This window comes from Pseudomonas brassicacearum (genome assembly GCF_003732175.1).
Lineage (GTDB): Bacteria > Pseudomonadota > Gammaproteobacteria > Pseudomonadales > Pseudomonadaceae > Aquipseudomonas > Aquipseudomonas brassicacearum_G.
Genome location: NZ_MOBI01000020.1, coordinates 245,638 through 264,837, shown reverse-complemented (window position 1 = coordinate 264,837; position 19,200 = coordinate 245,638). Strand labels below are relative to the sequence as shown.

The following is a 19,200-nucleotide window of genomic DNA, read 5'->3' as shown; positions in this document are numbered from 1 at the left end:
TTTGGCAAAAAATCGCCAAGGTGCGCAGTTTAGCGTGATGGCCGCGAATTTCGAGGCTGTTTTTCATATCCGGTGGATTAAAAGCAGCAGTTTTAGGGCCTGCTCTGTCAGGCGCTTGACCGCATCGGCTATGATAGCGGCTTTGTTTTGTCAGGCCCTTTATTCTGGCCACGCACTTGTACGTTCAAGGATCCTATGAGCAAGCCGACTGTCGACCCCACCTCGAATTCCAAGACTGGCCCTGCCGTGCCGGTCAATTTCCTGCGCCCGATCATCCAGGCGGACCTGGACTCGGGTAAGCACACGCAGATCGTCACCCGTTTCCCGCCTGAGCCCAACGGCTACCTGCACATCGGTCACGCCAAGTCGATCTGTGTGAACTTCGGCCTGGCTCAGGAATTCGGTGGTGTGACGCACCTGCGTTTCGACGACACCAACCCGGCCAAGGAAGACCAGGAATACATCGACGCCATCGAAAGCGACGTCAAGTGGCTGGGCTTTGAGTGGTCTGGTGAAGTGCGCTATGCCTCGCAGTATTTCGACCAGTTGCACGAGTGGGCGGTTGAGCTGATCAAGGCGGGCAAGGCCTACGTCGACGACCTGACCCCTGAACAAGCCAAGGAATACCGCGGCAGCTTGACCGAGCCGGGCAAGAACAGCCCGTTCCGCGACCGCTCGGTTGAGGAAAACCTCGACCTGTTCGCCCGCATGAAGGCCGGCGAGTTCAAGGACGGCGCACGCGTGCTGCGGGCCAAGATCGACATGGCCTCGCCGAACATGAATCTGCGCGACCCGATCATGTACCGCATCCGTCATGCCCATCACCACCAGACCGGTGACAAGTGGTGCATTTACCCGAACTACGACTTCACCCACGGTCAGTCGGACGCCATCGAAGGCATCACCCATTCGATCTGCACCCTGGAGTTCGAAAGCCATCGTCCACTGTACGACTGGTTCCTCGACAACCTGTCAGTACCGGCGCATCCGCGTCAGTACGAGTTCAGCCGTCTGAACCTGAACTACACCATCACCAGCAAGCGCAAGCTCAAGCAACTGGTCGATGAAAAGCACGTCAATGGCTGGGACGACCCGCGCATGTCGACGCTGTCGGGCTTCCGTCGCCGTGGCTACACGCCGAAATCGATCCGCAACTTCTGCGAAATGATCGGCACCAACCGTTCCGACGGCGTGGTCGACTTCGGCATGCTCGAATTCAGCATCCGTGACGACCTCGACCACAGCGCCCCGCGCGCCATGTGTGTGCTGCGTCCGCTGAAAGTCGTGATCACCAACTACCCGCAAGGCCAGGTCGAAAACCTTGAACTGCCTTGCCACCCGAAAGAAGACATGGGTGTGCGCGTTCTGCCATTCGCCCGTGAGATCTACATCGACCGTGAAGACTTCATGGAAGAGCCGCCGAAGGGCTACAAGCGCCTGGAGCCAGCCGGTGAAGTGCGTCTGCGCGGCAGCTACGTGATCCGTGCCGACGAAGCGATCAAGGATGCCGATGGCAACATCGTTGAACTGCGTTGCTCGTATGACCCTGAAACCCTTGGCAAGAACCCTGAAGGCCGCAAGGTCAAAGGCGTGATTCACTGGGTGCCGGCCGCGGCCAGCGTCGAGTGCGAAGTGCGTTTGTACGACCGTCTGTTCCGTTCTCCGAACCCGGAGAAGGCCGAAGACAGCGCCGGTTTCCTGGACAACATCAACCCTGACTCACTGCAGGTCCTCACCGGTTGTCGTGCTGAACCCTCGTTGGGCAATGCACAGCCGGAAGACCGTTTCCAGTTCGAGCGCGAAGGTTACTTCGTCGCGGATATCAAGGACTCGAAACCGGGCGCTCCGGTATTCAACCGTACCGTGACCCTGCGTGATTCGTGGGGCCAGTGATCATGCAGGCCTGACCGGCTTTGCATAGAGAGAAGGAACCGTCGTGCTTACGATCTACAACACGCTCACCAAGAGCAAAGAAGTCTTCAAGCCGCTGGATGGCAACAAGGTGCGCATGTACGTTTGCGGGATGACCGTGTACGACTACTGCCACCTGGGCCACGGCCGCAGCATGGTCGCGTTCGACCTGGTGACCCGCTGGTTGCGGTTCAGCGGTTATGACCTGACCTACGTGCGCAACATCACCGACATCGACGACAAGATCATCAATCGCGCCCGTGAAAACGGCGAGTCGTTCGAAGCGTTGACCGAGCGCATGATCGCGGCGATGCACGAAGACGAGTCGCGCTTGAATATCCTCAAGCCGGACATGGAACCGCGCGCCACCAGCCACATTGCCGGCATGCACGCGATGATCCAGACCCTGATCGACAAGGGCTACGCCTACGCGCCGGGTAACGGCGACGTGTACTACCGCGTCGCCAAGTTCATGGGCTACGGCAAGCTGTCGCGCAAGAAAATCGAAGACCTGCGCATCGGCGCCCGCATCGAAGTCGACGAGTCGAAACAGGACCCGCTGGACTTCGTCTTGTGGAAAGCCGCCAAGCCAGGTGAGCCGAGCTGGGAATCGCCATGGGGCGCCGGGCGTCCGGGCTGGCACATCGAATGCTCGGTGATGTCGACCTGCTGCCTCGGTGAGACTTTCGATATTCATGGCGGCGGCAGCGACCTTGAGTTCCCGCACCACGAAAACGAAATCGCCCAGAGCGAAGCGGCCACCGGCAAGACCTACGCCAACGCGTGGATGCATTGCGGGATGATTCGCATCAATGGCGAGAAGATGTCCAAGTCTTTGAACAACTTCTTCACCATTCGCGACGTGCTCGACAAGTACCACCCGGAAGTCGTGCGTTACCTGCTGGTATCGAGCCACTACCGCAGCGCGATCAACTACTCGGAAGACAACCTCAAGGACGCCAAAGGCGCTCTGGAGCGTTTCTACCACGCGCTGAAAGGCCTGCCGAAGGTTCCGGCCGCCGGTGGCGAAGCCTTTGTCGAACGTTTCACCCAGGTGATGAACGACGACTTCGGCACGCCGGAAGCCTGCGCGGTGTTGTTCGAGATGGTGCGCGAGATCAACCGTCTGCGTGAGAGCGATCTCGATGCAGCGGCAGGTCTGGCGGCGCGCCTGAAAGAACTGGCCAGCGTGCTCGGTGTGTTGCAACTCGAAGCCGATGACTTCCTGCAAGCCGGTGCTGAAGGCCGGGTTGATGCAGCAGAAGTCGATGCGCTGATTCAGGCGCGCCTGACTGCCCGTGCCAACAAGGACTGGGCTGAGTCGGACCGCATCCGCGACCAGCTCACCGCCATGGGCGTAGTGCTGGAAGACGGCAAGGGCGGCACGACGTGGCGTCTGGCTGACTAAAGCCTGCTTGAGCTAAAAACAAAACCCGCCTTGTGCGGGTTTTTGTTTATGAGCAGGGCACAAGTGCAGCTGTGCTTGGGCTGACGCCATCGCGAGCAAGCTCGCTCCCACAGGGGATCTACTGTGAGCACACTATTCGTGCACACCTGCGATTAACTGTGGGAGGGAGCTTGCTCGCGATGGGGCCATTTGGATTGTTCCCATGCGCAGCAAATGAACGCCTCAATGGACGCTCTGCGTCCGCTTCGGCATGTGACGCGGAGCGTCACGGGCTGCATTCCCACGCGGAGCATGGGAACGATCAGTAAAACAGAATAGGTGTATGGAAGAAGATCCTCATTCGTGAGTCCCTTCAAATGCATCTTGTATCTCTTCCGTCAGTGGCGCGTAAAAGCTGTCTGGCAGGGTCAGTTTGTCTTTCATAGCGCCGATGCGCCGTCCTGAGGATTTCCCAGTAGTGGTTTTTGAAGGCTGCGGAGTTTCAGGAACTCCCCTTACCCGAATGTTGCGTTGTTGCTCAGTCGCCAGGCATTTAAAACCTTCGACCACTTCTGAAAAAATATCCTGTTTCATTGAATGCTCCTGATAGCCCGTTACACACCTTAGCGCTCAGTAACATCAGCCGGATGTCAGCCGCCACCGTTCTCTTTGCAGGCACATTCCGAGAAAGGGGAGAGCAGTCCCTCAAAACGCAAAAACGGCACCCGAAGGTGCCGTTTGTGTTTTCTGCTGCGTGTTGCTTAAGCGATCAACCCGCCAGGCCAGTCTGCTGAACCAGTGCCAGCAAAGGCTGTGGGTACAGGCCGAGGAAGAACGCCAGCACTGCGATGGCCAGCAGCATCACGCCGCCTGCCTTTTGTTCCCAGTGCAGCTGAGCGTCGACGCGACGCAGGTTTGGCTCGATCAGGTACAGGGTGACCATGACGCGCAGGTAGTAGAAAACGCCGATGGCGCTGCCCAGTACCAGGGAGCCGACCAGCCACCATTGGTGAGATTCGACACCGGTAGCGATGATGTAGAACTTGCCGATGAAGCCTGCGGTCAGCGGGATACCGGCCAGCGACAACATCATCACGGTCAGAACCGCGGTCAGGTACGGACGACGCCAGAACAGGCCGCGGTACTCGTACAGCGCGTCAGCGTCACGACCTTTGTAAGGCGAGGACATCAGGGTGATCACGCCGAAAGCGCCGAGGCTGGTGATCACGTAGGTGACCAGGTACACGCCGATGGCTTCCATGGCCAGACCCTTGCTCGCCACCAGGGCGATCAGCAGGTAACCGAAGTGCGCGATGGACGAGTAGCCCAGCAGACGCTTGAGGTTGCTCTGGGTCAGTGCCAACAGGTTACCGAACAGGATCGAGGCAATCGCGATCACGGTCAGCACGGTGCTCAATACACCGCTGCTGGCCACTGGCGAGATCTGGAACAGACGCACCATGACCGCGAATACGGCAACTTTCGAGGCGGTGGCCAGGAACGCTGCAACCGGTGCCGGGGCACCTTCGTAGACGTCCGGCGTCCAGAGGTGGAACGGTACCAGCGACAGCTTGAACGCCAGGCCGATCAACATCATGCCCAGGCCCATCTGCGCCAGCGGGCTTGGCAGGCCGGTGGCCGCAAGGGCGTGACCGATGCCGCTGAAGCTCAGGGTGCCGGCTTCGGCGTAGAGCAGGGCCATACCGAACAACAGGAACGCAGAACCGGCTGCCGACAGCACCATGTACTTGATGCCGGCTTCCAGTGAGCGCTTGTTGAAGAAGGCATAGGCCACCAGACCGTAGACCGGTACCGAGAGCAGTTCCAGACCGACGAACAACCCGGCCAGGTGCTGCGCGCTGACCAGAACCAGGCCACCGGCGGCGGCCATCAGGATCAGCAGGTACAGTTCTTCACGGTTGCCCGGGTAACCCGTACCGCCTTCGCCGAGGTAGGCATGGGCGAGAGTGACGCAAGCGAGGGTGGCGACCAGGATCAGCGCCATGTACAGGCAGGCAAAGCTGTCGATCTGCAGCAAGGGCGTCACGGCCAGAGGCGCAACTTTCAGGGCTGGCAGGATCGACAGCAAGGCCAGGTTCAGACCCGCGACCGACAGCAGGAAGGTCTGCGAGTGGTTGCGGCGCCAGGCGATTGCCAGCATCACCACGATGATCGTGGCGCTGGTGATCAACAATGGCGCAAGCGCGATAAAGTGTTGAATCGTAAAGTCCATAGCGCTCTTACCGGGCCGAAGCGAGTTGAGTGAAGGCGGTACCGAACCATTGCTGCACGCCATGCATCGTCGCGGCAGAGGTATCGAGGAACGGTTGCGGGTAGACGCCGATGTAAATCAGCAATGCCGCCAGTCCAACCACCATGATCATTTCGCGAGTATCCATGCCGTGCAGCACAGCGTCCGATTTGGACGGACCGAAGTAGGCACGGTGAATCATGATCAGCGAGTAGACCGAACCGAACACCAGGCCGGCAGTCGCGATCACGGTGACCCATGGCGCGCTGGCGAAGGTGCCGATCAGGATCAGGAACTCACCGACGAAGTTACCGGTCACCGGCAAGCCCAGCGAAGCTGCAGCGAAGAACAGGCTGATGGCGGGCAGGTAGGCGATCTTCGACCACAGGCCACCCATTTCACGCATGTCGCGAGTGTGGGTGCGCTCGTAGAGCTGGCCGCAGAGGATAAAGAGTGCCGCTGCCGACAGGCCGTGCGCGAGCATCTGGATCACTGCGCCTTGCAGGGCCAACTGGCTGCCGGAGTAGATGCCGATCAGTACGAAGCCCATGTGCGAAACGCTGGAGTACGCAACCAGACGCTTGATGTCGGTCTGGGCGAAAGCCAGGAACGCACCGTAGAAAATCCCGACCAGGCCCAGGGCCATGGCGAACGGCGCGAACTCGGCCGACGCATTCGGGAACAACGGCAGGGCAAAACGCAGCAGACCGTAAGCAGCGGTCTTCAGCAGAATACCGGCCAGGTCAACGGAACCCGCAGTCGGTGCCTGTGCGTGAGCATCCGGCAGCCAGGAGTGGAACGGCACCACCGGCAGCTTCACCGCGAAGGCGATGAAGAAACCAAGCATCAGAACGTACTCGGTGGTCAGCGACATCTTGGTTTTCAACAGGTCGGCGTAGTTGAAGGTAATCACGCCTGTGCTGTTGAAGTTGACCAGTACCAGACCCAGGATCGCCACCAACATGATCAGACCGCTGGCCTGAGTGAAGATGAAGAACTTGGTCGCCGCGTAGATCCGGGTTTTCTTGCCGTCCGAAGAGCTGTGACCCCAGAGCGCGATGAGGAAGTACATCGGCACCAGCATCATTTCCCAGAAGAAGAAGAACATGAACAGGTCGAGGGCGAGGAACACGCCGACGACACCGCCCAGGATCCACATCAGGTTCAGGTGGAAGAAGCCAACATGACGCTGGATCTCTTTCCACGAGCAGAGTACCGAGAGGACACCCAGCAGACCGGTCAGCATGATCATCAACAGCGACAGGCCGTCGAGGGCCAGGTGCACGTTGATACCGAAGCGCTCGATCCAGACATGCTTGAACTCAAGCGCCCAGGTCGGATCGGCACCAGGTGCCGGTGCAAATGAATAGTTACCGTGGGCCCACAGCCAGAGGCCGAGAGCGAGTTCCAGGGTCATGGTCAACAGCGCAATCCAGCGGGGGAGGGTAGCGCCGAAGCGCTCACCCATCCAGCACAGCAGGCCGCCGATGAAGGGGATCAGGATTAGCCATGGCAAAATCATGACGGGCTCGTTTCCTTTCGCAAGTTCGCAAGGTTCATATCAGACCGCTACCAGCACGACAGCGCCGATAACCAGCACGGCACCAGCAGCCATCGAGGCGGCGTACCAACGCAGTTGACCTGTTTCGGTACGGCTCAGGGAGTTGTGACCCCCTTTGGCCATACGCGGGATCAAACCGATGGTTTGGTCGAACGGGTCTTTGCGCAGCATGTGGCTGATCGCAAGGTACGGCTTGACGAACAGTTTGTCGTAGATCCAGTCGAAGCCCCAGGCCGCGAACCACCAGGCCGTGAGCAGACGGCCGATACCGCTGTTGGCGATGGCAGTAACGAAGCGACGCTTGCCGAGGAACAGCAGCGCGGCCAGCAGGATACCGGACAGGGCGATAGCGCCCGAGGCCAGTTCCAGGCTGTGCTTGGCTTCGCCGCCGGCATGGCCAACGCTTTCTGGCAGTACGCCGTGCAGTGGCGGAACGATCATCGCGCCAATGGCGGTCGACAGTACGATCAGCACCGACAGTGGCAGCCAGTGAGCGATGCCGTGACCTGCGTGGGCTTCGGTCTTCACTTCACCGTGGAACGCGATGAAGATCAGGCGGAAGGTGTACAGCGACGTCATGAAGGCACCCACCAGACCTGCATAGAGCAGACCGTGGTTGCCGCTGGCGAAGGCTTCCCAGAGGATTTCGTCTTTCGAGTAGAAACCTGCGGTCACCAGTGGCAGGGCTGCAAGGGCCGCGCCGCCGACGATGAAGCTGGTGTAGGCCAGTGGCAGTTTCTTCCACAGACCGCCCATCTTGAAGATGTTCTGCTCGTGGTGGCAGGCAACGATCACCGAACCGGAAGCAAGGAACAACAGGGCCTTGAAGAACGCGTGGGTCATCAGGTGGAAGATCGCGCCTTCCCAGGCACCAACGCCCAGCGCCAGGAACATGTAGCCGATCTGGCTCATGGTCGAATAGGCGAGAATACGCTTGATGTCGGTTTGGACCAGGGCTGCGAAACCGGCGAGCACCAGGGTCACACCGCCGACGATGCCGACCAGGTGCAGGATATCCGGCGCCAACGCAAACAGACCGTGCGTACGGGCGATCAGGTAGACACCGGCGGTCACCATGGTCGCGGCGTGGATCAGTGCCGAAACCGGGGTTGGACCGGCCATCGCATCCGCCAGCCAGGTTTGCAGCGGCAGTTGCGCGGATTTACCGACAGCGCCGCCCAGCAGCATCAGGGTCGCCATGACGATCCAGAAGTCACCGGTCTTGAAGTGCTCAGGTGCTTTGACCAACAGCTCTTGAATGTTCAGCGTGCCCAACTGCTGGAACAGGATGAACAGGCCGATGGCCATGAACACGTCGCCGATACGGGTGACGATGAAGGCTTTGAGTGCGGCGTTACCGTTGTTGCGGTTGCTGTAGTAGAAACCGATCAACAGGTAGCTGCACAGGCCCACGCCTTCCCAACCGAAGTACAGGAACAACAGGTTATCGCCCAGCACCAGGAACAGCATGCTGGCGATAAACAGGTTGGTGTACGCGAAGAAGCGCGAGTAACCGTCTTCACCGCGCATGTACCAGGACGCGAACAGGTGGATCAGGAAGCCCACGCCGACGACCACACCGAGCATGGTCACGGACAGGCCATCCAGGTACAGGGCGAAGTTCGGCTTGAAGTCGCCTACCGACATCCACTGCCACAACACCTGGGTGACGTGACCGCCTTCAGGCGGCGCGACGTTGAACTGCCAGATCACATAGGCAGCAACGATTGCCGAGAGGCCGATGGAGCCGACGCCGATCAGCGCCGAGAGGTTTTCCGAGAGGCGGCCGCGTGAGAACGACAGCAGCAGGAAACCGATCAGGGGGAATACGAAAGTCAGATAGAGAAGGTTCATCCGCGCATCTCGCTGGCAGCGTCGATATCGAGAGTGTGGAAGCGGCGATGCAACTGCAACAGAATCGCCAGGCCAATACTGGCCTCGGCGGCTGCCAGGCTGATCACCAGGATGAACATGATCTGTCCATCCGGCTGGCCCCAACGGCTACCGGCAACGATGAAAGCCAGTGCAGAGGCATTCATCATCACCTCCAGGCTCATCAGCACGAAGAGAATGTTGCGGCGGACCATCAGGCCAACCAGACCGAGGCAGAACAGGATGCCGGCAACCGCCAGACCATGCTCGAGAGGGATAGCAGGCATAAAGTTACTCCTTCGCCTCGTTGCGGCCCAAGTGGAACGCCGTGACGGCTGCGGCGAGCAGCAGCATCGAGGCGAGTTCGACCACCAGCAGATAAGGACCGAACAGGCTGATGCCCACGGCCTTGGCGTCTACGGTGGTGTGGCCGAGGCCGGTGCCGCTGGAATGGCTGAACAGTACATACAGCAGTTCAGCCAGCAGCAGCGCAGCCAGTACCACCGGCCCCGCCCAGATACCGGGCTTGAGCCAGACGCGCTCTTGCTGAACCGAGGCGGGGCCGAGGTTCAGCATCATCACCACGAACACGAACAGCACCATGATGGCGCCGGCGTAGGCGATCACTTCCAGTACACCGGCAAATGGAGCACCGAGACTGAAAAAGGTCATCGCCACGGCGAGCAGCGAAATAATCAGGTAGAGCAGGGCGTGTACAGGATTGGTGTTGGTGATCACGCGAAGCGTGGACACAACGGCAACTCCTGACGCGAAATAGAAAGCGAATTCCATCTTTCTTCCTTAAGGCAGCAAGCTCTTCACGTTGATCGGTTCGGCTTCATTCTGCGCGGAGCCTTTCGGCTTGCCAGCAATGGCCATACCTGCAACACGATAGAAGTTGTAGTCAGGGTTTTTGCCGGGGCCAGAAATCAGCAGATCTTCTTTCTCGTAAACCAGGTCCTGACGCTTGAACTCGGCCATTTCGAAATCCGGTGTCAGCTGGATCGCGGTGGTCGGGCAGGCTTCCTCGCAGAGGCCACAGAAAATGCAGCGCGAGAAGTTGATACGGAAAAACTCCGGATACCAGCGACCGTCTTCGGTTTCGGCTTTCTGCAGCGAGATGCAACCAACCGGGCACGCCACGGCGCACAGGTTGCAGGCTACGCAGCGCTCTTCACCGTCAGGGTCGCGGGTCAGGACGATACGTCCACGAAAGCGTGGCGGCAGGTACACCGCCTCTTCCGGATATTGCAGCGTGTCGCGCTTGCGGAAGGCATGGCCGAAAATCATCACCAGGCTGCGAAGCTGGGTGAAGAAGCCATGCACGATGTCAAAAATATACTTCATGATTCTCTATCCTCACTGAGCCGCGATGGCGGGCGTGTTGAGCAACACGATCGCAGCGGTCACCAGCATGTTGACGAGGGTCAGCGGCAGGCAGAACTTCCAGCTGAAGTCCATCACTTGGTCATACCGTGGGCGCGGAATCGAGGCGCGCAGCAGGATGAAGAACATGATGAAGAACGCGGTTTTCAGTGCGAACCAGATGAACGGGATCTGCGGCAGAATGCCGAACGGACCGTGCCAGCCACCGAAGAACAAGGTTACCAGCAGCGCCGAAATCAACACGATGCCGATGTACTCGCCGACGAAGAACATGCCCCATTTCATGCCGGCATATTCAATGTGGTAACCGTCGGCCAGTTCCTGCTCCGCTTCCGGCTGGTCGAACGGGTGACGGTGAGTCACGGCGACGCCGGCAATGAAGAAGGTCAGGAAACCGAAGATCTGCGGAATGACGAACCACAGGTGCTGAGCCTGGTAATCAACAATGTCGCGCATGTTGAACGAGCCGACCTGGATCACGATGCCCATCAGCGACAGGCCCATGAACACTTCGTACGACACGGTTTGTGCCGAGGCCCGCAAGCTGCCCAGCAGGGCGAACTTGTTGTTACTCGACCAGCCGGCGAACAGCACCGCGTAGACCGACAGACCGGCCATGGCGAAGAAGAACAGGATGCCGATGTTCAGGTCCGCGACACCCCAGGTCGGGGTGATCGGGATGATCGCGAAGGCAATCAGCAAGGCGCTCATGGCCACGACCGGTGCCAGGGTGAAGATCACCTTGTCGGCGAACGGCGGCGTCCAGTCTTCCTTGAAGAACATCTTGATCATGTCGGCGGCGATCTGGAACGCGCCGAACGGGCCGACGCGGTTCGGACCGTAACGGTCCTGCCAGAGGGCGAGCAAACGACGCTCGACCCAGCTCAACAGCGCGCCGCAGACCACCACGGCGAGCAGAATCACGATGGCCTTGAGCACCGCGATGATGATGTCGATCACTTCAGGAGTGAACAAGGTCATTGCGCTGCCTCCTGCAGACTGTCAACGGATTTGCCAAAGATTGCCGGTGGAATGCCGGCGATACCCGCAGGCAACGCCACCAGGCCGGCGCCCAGTTCTTCGTTGATGCGCAGCGGCAGACGCAGGGTCTGGCCGGCAACGTTCAAGCTCAGCATGGCACCGTCATTGACGCCCAGGCGATCGGCTTCGGACTTGGCCAGCGACACGTAGGCGGCTGGAATGCGTTCCTGGACCGGAGCGGCTTTCGAAGAGTTCTCTTCGCTGCCGAACAGGTGATAGAACGGCACAACCTGCCAGGTGCCCTGGGCCGGGTTGAATGCACGCGGGACACTGGCGAACCAGTTCAGCGAATCACCCTGGCTTTCGATCAGGCGAGCACCCGGATCACCGGCACGCAGGTGACCACCAACTTCGTCCTGGAACTTGTTCCAGGCTTGCGGCGAGTTCCAGCCCGGCGACCAGGCGAATGGCACTTGCTGACGCGGTTCGACGGAACCCGAGTAACCTTCCATGGAGAACGAGAACGCGGTGTCGTTATCCTGGGAAGTACGCGGCTCGTGTACGCTGATGTCGGCGCGCATGGCGGTCCGGCCACTGTAACGCAACGGTTCGCGAGCCAGTTTCAGGCCTTTGATCCGGAACGACGCGGACGGTGCAGCGTTGACGATAGCGGCCAGTTGTGGAGTGCTCGAAGCGCAGGCAGCGGTGACGTGGTCCAGTTGGGTCCAGTCGATCGGCTGGTTCAGCAGGGTTGCGCGCAGGGCATGCAGCCAGCGCCAGCCTTCGTGAACCAGGATGCTTGCATCGAGGTAAGTCGGGTCGAAGACCTGGAAGAAGCGCTGGGCGCGGCCTTCCTGGCTGACCAGCGTACCGTCGCCTTCAGCGAAGCTGGCGGCTGGCAGAACCAGGTGCGCGCGATCGCTGGTAGCGGTTTTCTGATGGTCGGCGACGATCACCACTTTGGCGGCGGTCAGGGCCGCATCGACCTCGGCTTTGTCGGTACGGGTGTACAGATCGTTTTCCAGCACCACGATGGCGTCGGCGCGACCAGAGATCACCGCTTGCAGGGCTGCGTCGACCGATTCGCCGCCGAGCATGGCCAGGCCGAGGCTGTTGGCCTCTGGCACGATCAGGCTGATGGAGCCGTTCTTCTCGCGCAGCTTCAGGGCTTTGGCGATGTTCGCCGCCGCTTCGATCAGCGCTTTGGAGCCCAGCGAAGTGCCGGCGATGATCAGCGGGCGCTTGGCCGCGAGCAGGGCGTTGGCAATGCGCTGAGCCAGTTCGAGGGCTTCGCTGTCCAGGCCTTCAACGGCTGGAGCGCTGGCGTCGAGGGCGTGAGCCACGGCGAAACCGATACGTGCCAGGTCGTCTGGAGCGGCGTGAACGCATTCTTCAGCCACGTCGTCGAGCTTGGTTTCAGCCAGGCTTGCGATAAACAGCGGGTTCAGTGCGTGCTGGCCGATGTTTTTCACCGCGGCGTCGAGCCAAGGCTGAACGCGCATGGCGTCGGCCATGTCTTCGGCTTTGCCTTTGACCGATTGACGCAGGGCCAGGGCCATGCGCGCAGCGGTCTGGGTCAGGTCTTCACCGAGGACGAAAATCGCGTCGTGGTCTTCGACGTCGCGCATGTTCGGGATCGGCAGCGGGCTGTCTTTCAGCACCTGCATGACCAAGCGAATACGCTCAAGCTCGGAAGCTTCGATACCCGAGTAGAAGTGCTCGGCACCGACCAGTTCGCGCAGGGCGTAGTTGCTTTCAAGGCTGGCACGCGGCGAACCGATACCGACGATGTTGCGACCACGCAGCAGGTCAGCGGCTTTATCCAGTGCTTCGTCGAGGCTGAGCTTTGCGCCGTTGGCCAGCAGTGGCTGACGAGGGCGATCTTCGCGGTTGACGTAGCCATAGCCGAAACGGCCACGGTCGCACAGGAAGTACTGGTTCACCGAACCGTTGAAACGGTTTTCGATGCGACGCAGTTCGCCGTAACGCTCACCCGGGCTGATGTTGCAACCGCTGGAGCAGCCATGGCAGATGCTTGGCGAGAACTGCATGTCCCATTTACGGTTGTAGCGCTCGGAGTGAGTCTTGTCGGTGAACACACCGGTCGGGCAGACCTCGGTGAGGTTGCCGGAGAACTCGCTTTCGAGGGTGCCGTCTTCAACGCGACCGAAGTACACGTTGTCGTGGGCGCCGAATACACCGAGGTCAGTACCGCCGGCGTAGTCTTTATAGAAACGTACGCAGCGATAGCAGGCGATGCAGCGGTTCATTTCGTGGGAAATGAACGGGCCCAGTTGCTGGTTCTGGTGGGTACGCTTGGTGAAGCGGTAACGGCGCTCGTTGTGGCCGGTCATGACCGTCATGTCTTGCAGGTGGCAGTGACCGCCTTCCTCGCACACGGGGCAGTCGTGCGGGTGGTTGGTCATCAGCCATTCGACGACGCTTGCGCGAAACACTTTGGCTTCTTCGTCATCGATGGAGATCCAGCTGCCGTCGGTCGCAGGGGTCATGCAGGACATGACGATACGACCACGCTTGTCGTTCTCGTCGGTGTACTGCTTGACGGCGCACTGGCGGCAAGCGCCAACGCTGCCGAGGGCGGGGTGCCAGCAGAAATAAGGGATATCGAGGCCTAGCGACAGACATGCCTGTAACAGGTTGTCTGCCCCATCGACTTCGAGCTCTTTGCCGTCTACGTGGATAGTGGCCATGGTTCAAAGTTCTTCGTTGGCCCGGTGTCAGCGGGCGTGGCTAATGGAATCTTGTTATCCGTCCAAATCCAAACAGCCTTGAAAGGCGTCATCGGACGAAAGGCGAACGGCACGGACCGTTCGCCTTTTTAAAGCGTTATGCGCCGACTACGATCGGCCTTGCCAGAGGCGGGGCGGCGGCGCGGGTGGGCGCGATACCGGCTTCGAACTCTGGACGGAAATACTTGATGGCACTGCCCAATGGCTCCACGGCACCCGGTGCGTGAGCACAGAAGGTCTTGCCTGGGCCGAGGAAGCCGACCAGACCCAGCAGGGTCTCAATGTCACCGGCTTGCCCTTCACCGTTCTCGATGGCGCGCAGGAGCTTGACGCTCCACGGCAAACCGTCACGGCACGGGGTGCAGAAACCGCACGACTCACGGGCGAAGAACTCTTCCATGTTGCGCAGCAGGGACACCATGTTGACGCTGTCGTCGACCGCCATGGCCAGGCCGGTACCCATACGGGTGCCCACTTTGGCGATGCCGCCGGCGTACATTTGTGCGTCCAGGTGTTCCGGCAACAGGAAGCCGGTGCCGGCGCCGCCTGGCTGCCAGCACTTGAGCTTGTAACCGTCGCGCATGCCGCCAGCGTAGTCTTCGAACAGTTCACGACCGGTGACGCCGAACGGCAGTTCCCACAGGCCAGGGTTCTTCACTTTGCCGGAGAAGCCCATCAGCTTGGTGCCGTGGTCTTCACTGCCTTCGCGAGCGAGGGATTTGTACCAGTCCACGCCGTCGCCGATGATCGCCGGCACGTTGCACAGGGTTTCGACGTTGTTCACGCAGGTCGGCTTGCCCCATACGCCAACAGCGGCAGGGAAGGGCGGCTTGGAGCGCGGGTTGGCGCGGCGGCCTTCGAGGGAGTTGATCAGTGCGGTTTCTTCACCGCAGATGTAACGCCCGGCGCCGGTGTGGACGAACAGTTCGAAATCGAAACCGCTGCCCAGGATGTTCTTGCCCAGCAGGCCTGCAGCCTTGGCTTCTTCCACGGCACGGTTGAGGTGCTTGGCGGCGGTGGTGTATTCGCCACGCAGGAAGATGTAGCCACGGTAGGTTTTCAGTGCGCGAGCACTGATCAGCATGCCTTCGATCAGCAGATGGGGCAGTTGCTCCATCAGCATGCGGTCTTTCCAGGTGTTGGGTTCCATTTCATCCGCGTTGCACAGCAGGTAGCGGATGTTGATGGATTCGTCTTTGGGCATCAGGCCCCACTTCACGCCAGTGGGGAAGCCCGCGCCGCCGCGACCCTTGAGGCCGGAGTCCTTGACGGTCTGGACGATATCGTCCTGGGACATCTCGGCGAAGGCTTTACGCGCTGCCGCGTAGCCGTTCTTGGCCTGGTACTCGTCGAGCCAGACTGCCTCGCCGTCGTCACGCAGACGCCAGGTCAGCGGGTGGGTCTCTGCGCTGCGCTTGATGCGGTTGGCAGGGCCGAAGGAAGTCAGGGTCATACGTAGCCCTCGAGCAATTTGGCAACGCCAGCAGGCTGCACGTCACCGAATGTGTCGTCGTCGATCATCAACGCCGGCGCCTTGTCGCAGTTGCCGAGGCAGCAGACCGGCAGCAGGGTGAAACGACCGTCGGCGGTGGTTTGACCCAGGCCGATGCCCAGCTTGCTCTGGATTTCGCTGACCACCGACTCGTGGCCACCGATGTAGCAGACCATGCTATCGCAGACGCGAATGATGTGACGGCCCACTGGCTGACGGAAGATCTGGCTATAGAACGTCGCCACGCCTTCAACGTCGCTGGCCGGGATGCCGAGGATTTCGCCGATGGCGTAGAGCGCGCCGTCAGGCACCCAGCCACGTTCCTTCTGGACGATCTTCAGGGCTTCGATCGACGCTGCGCGCGGATCTTCGTAGTGATGCAGCTCGTGCTCGATGGCCGAGCGCTCGGTTTCGCTCAGGGCGAAACGGTCTGTCTGGATAAGCGTGCTGTTCATGCTTAGCGGTCCACGTCGGCCATAACGAAGTCGATACTACCCAGGTACGCGATCAAGTCCGCGACCATGCTGCCTTTGATCACCGAAGGGATCTGCTGCAGATGCGGGAAGCTTGGGGTGCGAATCCGGGTGCGGTAGCTCATGGTGCCGCCATCGCTCGTCAGGTAATAACTGTTGATGCCCTTGGTCGCTTCGATCATCTGGAAGGATTCGTTGGCCGGCATGACCGGGCCCCACGAAACTTGCAGGAAGTGCGTGATCAAGGTCTCGATGTGCTGCAGCGTGCGCTCTTTCGGCGGCGGCGTGGTCAGCGGGTGATCCGCCTTGTACGGGCCTTCCGGCATGTTGCGCAGGCACTGGTCGATGATCTTGATGCTCTGGCGCATTTCTTCCACGCGCACGATGCAACGATCATAGGCATCGCCATTGGCCGCCAGCGGCACTTCGAATTCGAAGTTCTCGTAGCCGGAGTACGGACGGGCCTTACGCAGGTCGAAATTGCAACCGGTCGAACGCAGGCCTGCACCGGTGACGCCCCATTCCAGGGCTTCTTTGGTGTTGTAGGCAGCGACGCCGATGGTCCGGCCACGCAGGATGCTGTTGTCCAGTGCGGCTTTCTGGTATTCGTCCAGACGCTTTGGCATCCACTCGACGAAGTCTTTGACCAGTTTTTGCCAGCCGCGCGGCAGGTCGTGGGCGACGCCACCGATGCGGTACCAGGCCGGGTGCAGGCGGAAACCGGTGATGGCTTCGATCACCGTGTACGCCTTCTGGCGGTCGGTGAAGGTGAAGAACACCGGGGTCATGGCGCCGACGTCCTGGATGTACGTACCCAGGAACAGCAGGTGGCTGGTGATCCGGAAGAACTCGGCCATCATGATGCGGATGACGTCGACCTTCTCTGGGACCTTGATGCCGGCCAGCTTCTCGACCGAGAGCACGTACGGCAGGTTGTTCATCACGCCGCCGAGGTAGTCGATACGGTCGGTGTACGGGATGAAGCTGTGCCAGGACTGACGCTCGGCCATCTTCTCGGCGCCACGGTGGTGGTAGCCGACGTCCGGCACGCAGTCGACGATTTCTTCGCCGTCCAGTTGCAGGATGATGCGGAATGCACCGTGAGCGGAAGGGTGGTTGGGACCTAAGTTGAGGAACATGTAGTCCTCGTTGGCGCCGGAACGTTTCATGCCCCAGTCTTCAGGCTTGAAGCGCGCAGCCTCTTCTTCAAGCTGATGCTTGGCCTGCGTCAGGCTGAACGGGTCGAACTCGGTGGCACGGGCCGGGAAGTCCTTGCGCAGCGGGTGACCTTCCCAGGTCGGCGGCATCATGATGCGGGTCAGGTGCGGGTGGCCGGCAAAGTTGATGCCGTACATGTCCCACACTTCACGCTCGTACCAGTTGGCGTTCGGCCAGATACCGGTCACGGTCGGCACGCTGAGGTCGCTCTCGGACAAGGCGACCTTGATCATTACGTCACTATTACGTTCGATCGACATCAAGTGATAGAACACAGTGAAGTCGGCACCGCTCGGCAAACCCTGGCGCTTGGTGCGCAGACGCTCGTCCACGCCGTGCAGGTCATAGAGCATGACGTACGGCTTGGGCAGGTTGCGCAGGAAGGTCAGGACTTCGACGAGTTTGGCACGGGCAACCCAAAGCACCGGCATGCCGGTGCGGGTGGCCTGGGCGCTGAACGCCTCAGGGCCAAAACGGTTGTTCAATTCGACGACCACATCCTGGTCGTCTGCCTTGTAAGGCGGGATGTACAGAGCACTGCCTGTAGTCATGGTTTTTTATCGCTTTCGGTCAACGTAAAGAATGAAGCCAGTTTCTCGTTTCTTTGTAAGAACAGATCTGGATCAGACTTCGTCGGGGCTGCGCAGGTTGGTTACCTGAATACGCTGTTCGCGGCGCTGTTCCTTTTGCGAAGGCATCTCGGCGCGGTAAACGCCTTGATCGCCAACGACCCAGGAAAGTGGGCGACGCTCCTGGCCAATCGACTCCTGCAACAGCATCAAGCCTTGCAGAAAAGCTTCAGGGCGGGGCGGGCAGCCAGGCACGTAGACGTCCACGGGCAGGAACTTGTCCACCCCTTGAACGACGGAGTAGATGTCGTACATGCCACCGGAGTTGGCGCACGAACCCATGGAGATAACCCACTTCGGCTCGAGCATCTGCTCGTAGAGACGCTGAATGATCGGCGCCATCTTGATGAAGCAGGTTCCGGCAATAACCATGAAATCCGCTTGACGCGGCGATGCCCGGATAACCTCGGCGCCAAAGCGCGCGATGTCGTGGGGCGCCGTGAAGGCGGTGGTCATTTCCACGTAGCAGCACGAAAGACCGAAGTTATACGGCCACAGGGAGTTCTTACGCCCCCAGTTGATCGTGCCGTTAAGCACGTCTTCGAGCTTGCCCATGAAAATGTTTTTGTGGACTTGATCTTCTAACGGATCGGAGACGGTTTCCCGTGCGCCGATTGGGTACTGCTCGTTAGGAGCATCGGGGTCGATCCTGGTGAGATTGTATTGCATCGCCAAAGCCTCATTGTTTCAGCTTCGCCTGCCGCTTACGACGAGCTTCCGGAGCCCAATCAAGGGCGCCCACTCGAAATAGGTAGACAAGACCTGCCAACAGAATTGCTATGAAAACGAGAGCTTCGACGAATCCGGTCCAGCCGCTTTCGCGGACGGACACAGACCAGGCAAAGAGAAATAGGGCTTCGATATCGAAGATCACGAACAGCATCGCGACCAGATAGAATTTGGCTGAGAGCCGTAAGCGGGCGCCACCGGTAGGTAGCATGCCGGACTCGAACGGTTCGTTTTTGCTGCGGCCCCAGGCTTTTGACCCGAGGAGGCTGGAGACGCCGAGCATGAAGGCGCACAAGCCGCCGACACCCAGAAGGAAAATGGCAAAGCCCCAGTTGTGGGCCATGAGTCCTGTCGCTTCGGGCATGCTGGTAATCCTTAACAGAGAGCAAAGGTCTCTGAGCTTGAAAAGAAATAAAGCAGTGACGATATGTCGCAGCAATCAATCGCGGTGATTTTATGGCTAAACACCGAGCAAGTAAAATTCCTGTAGCGAAATTATTTATAAGAATAAGGACATAGCGCACCTCAAAAGGCCTGCAGCCCATGCGTTACGGGCATTA

At 59.9% G+C, this 19,200-nt stretch carries 16 protein-coding genes; 2 read left to right on the top strand and 14 right to left on the bottom strand.

Going from position 1 to position 19,200, the window contains the following annotated elements:
* The first annotated feature begins 195 nt into the window (after positions 1-195).
* On the top strand, positions 196-1,893 hold the full coding sequence (locus BK658_RS19085) for a glutamine--tRNA ligase/YqeY domain fusion protein (protein ID WP_123583624.1): 1,698 nt from the start codon (positions 196-198) through the stop codon (positions 1,891-1,893).
* A gap of 43 nt (positions 1,894-1,936) precedes the next feature.
* A complete protein-coding gene (cysS, locus tag BK658_RS19080) occupies positions 1,937-3,319 on the top strand; it encodes a cysteine--tRNA ligase (RefSeq protein WP_123583623.1) in 1,383 nt (460 codons plus the stop codon).
* A gap of 336 nt (positions 3,320-3,655) precedes the next feature.
* On the opposite strand, the gene BK658_RS30040 is transcribed toward cysS, so the two are convergent.
* The 14 genes from BK658_RS30040 to BK658_RS19010 form a co-directional block, all read right to left on the bottom strand.
* Positions 3,656-3,892 carry a hypothetical protein gene (locus BK658_RS30040; RefSeq protein WP_185019859.1) on the bottom strand — a complete coding sequence of 79 codons (237 nt, stop codon included), beginning with the start codon at positions 3,890-3,892 and terminating at the stop codon, positions 3,656-3,658.
* 175 nt (positions 3,893-4,067) lie between these two features.
* Positions 4,068-5,531, bottom strand: coding sequence for an NADH-quinone oxidoreductase subunit NuoN (nuoN, locus tag BK658_RS19070; protein ID WP_019689813.1), 1,464 nt, complete (start codon positions 5,529-5,531; stop codon positions 4,068-4,070).
* Between the two features lie 7 nt (positions 5,532-5,538).
* Complete coding sequence (gene nuoM / locus BK658_RS19065; protein ID WP_123583622.1) at positions 5,539-7,071, bottom strand: NADH-quinone oxidoreductase subunit M; 1,533 nt, start codon at positions 7,069-7,071, stop codon at positions 5,539-5,541.
* Between the two features lie 39 nt (positions 7,072-7,110).
* Positions 7,111-8,964, bottom strand: coding sequence for an NADH-quinone oxidoreductase subunit L (gene nuoL, locus BK658_RS19060; RefSeq protein ID WP_123583621.1), 1,854 nt, complete (start codon positions 8,962-8,964; stop codon positions 7,111-7,113).
* On the bottom strand, positions 8,961-9,269 hold the full coding sequence (nuoK, locus tag BK658_RS19055) for an NADH-quinone oxidoreductase subunit NuoK (protein ID WP_054597859.1): 309 nt from the start codon (positions 9,267-9,269) through the stop codon (positions 8,961-8,963). The genes nuoL and nuoK overlap by 4 nt, the downstream gene beginning before the upstream one ends.
* A gap of 4 nt (positions 9,270-9,273) precedes the next feature.
* A complete protein-coding gene (nuoJ, locus tag BK658_RS19050) occupies positions 9,274-9,774 on the bottom strand; it encodes an NADH-quinone oxidoreductase subunit J (RefSeq protein WP_123583620.1) in 501 nt (166 codons plus the stop codon).
* Between the two features lie 9 nt (positions 9,775-9,783).
* Positions 9,784-10,329, bottom strand: a complete 546-nt coding sequence (nuoI, locus tag BK658_RS19045; protein WP_218570730.1) for an NADH-quinone oxidoreductase subunit NuoI — start codon at positions 10,327-10,329, stop codon at positions 9,784-9,786.
* Positions 10,330-10,341: 12 nt separating this feature from the next.
* The gene (gene nuoH / locus BK658_RS19040; protein WP_019689819.1) at positions 10,342-11,349 is read right to left on the bottom strand and encodes an NADH-quinone oxidoreductase subunit NuoH; all 1,008 of its coding nucleotides are present in this window, start codon (positions 11,347-11,349) and stop codon (positions 10,342-10,344) included.
* Entirely contained in the window at positions 11,346-14,060 is a 2,715-nt protein-coding gene (gene nuoG, locus BK658_RS19035) for an NADH-quinone oxidoreductase subunit NuoG (protein ID WP_123583618.1), read from the bottom strand. Before nuoG ends, nuoH begins: the two co-directional genes overlap by 4 nt.
* A gap of 136 nt (positions 14,061-14,196) precedes the next feature.
* Positions 14,197-15,552, bottom strand: coding sequence for an NADH-quinone oxidoreductase subunit NuoF (nuoF, locus tag BK658_RS19030; protein ID WP_123583617.1), 1,356 nt, complete (start codon positions 15,550-15,552; stop codon positions 14,197-14,199).
* Positions 15,549-16,046, bottom strand: coding sequence for an NADH-quinone oxidoreductase subunit NuoE (nuoE, locus tag BK658_RS19025; RefSeq protein WP_007970445.1), 498 nt, complete (start codon positions 16,044-16,046; stop codon positions 15,549-15,551). Before nuoE ends, nuoF begins: the two co-directional genes overlap by 4 nt.
* A gap of 2 nt (positions 16,047-16,048) precedes the next feature.
* Positions 16,049-17,833: an NADH-quinone oxidoreductase subunit C/D gene (gene nuoC / locus BK658_RS19020; protein WP_123583616.1), complete on the bottom strand. Its 1,785-nt coding sequence runs from the start codon at positions 17,831-17,833 to the stop codon at positions 16,049-16,051.
* A gap of 72 nt (positions 17,834-17,905) precedes the next feature.
* Positions 17,906-18,580: a NuoB/complex I 20 kDa subunit family protein gene (locus tag BK658_RS19015; RefSeq protein ID WP_019689823.1), complete on the bottom strand. Its 675-nt coding sequence runs from the start codon at positions 18,578-18,580 to the stop codon at positions 17,906-17,908.
* Positions 18,581-18,590: 10 nt separating this feature from the next.
* Positions 18,591-19,004, bottom strand: a complete 414-nt coding sequence (locus tag BK658_RS19010) for an NADH-quinone oxidoreductase subunit A (RefSeq protein WP_007905050.1) — start codon at positions 19,002-19,004, stop codon at positions 18,591-18,593.
* Positions 19,005-19,200 lie beyond the last annotated feature (196 nt).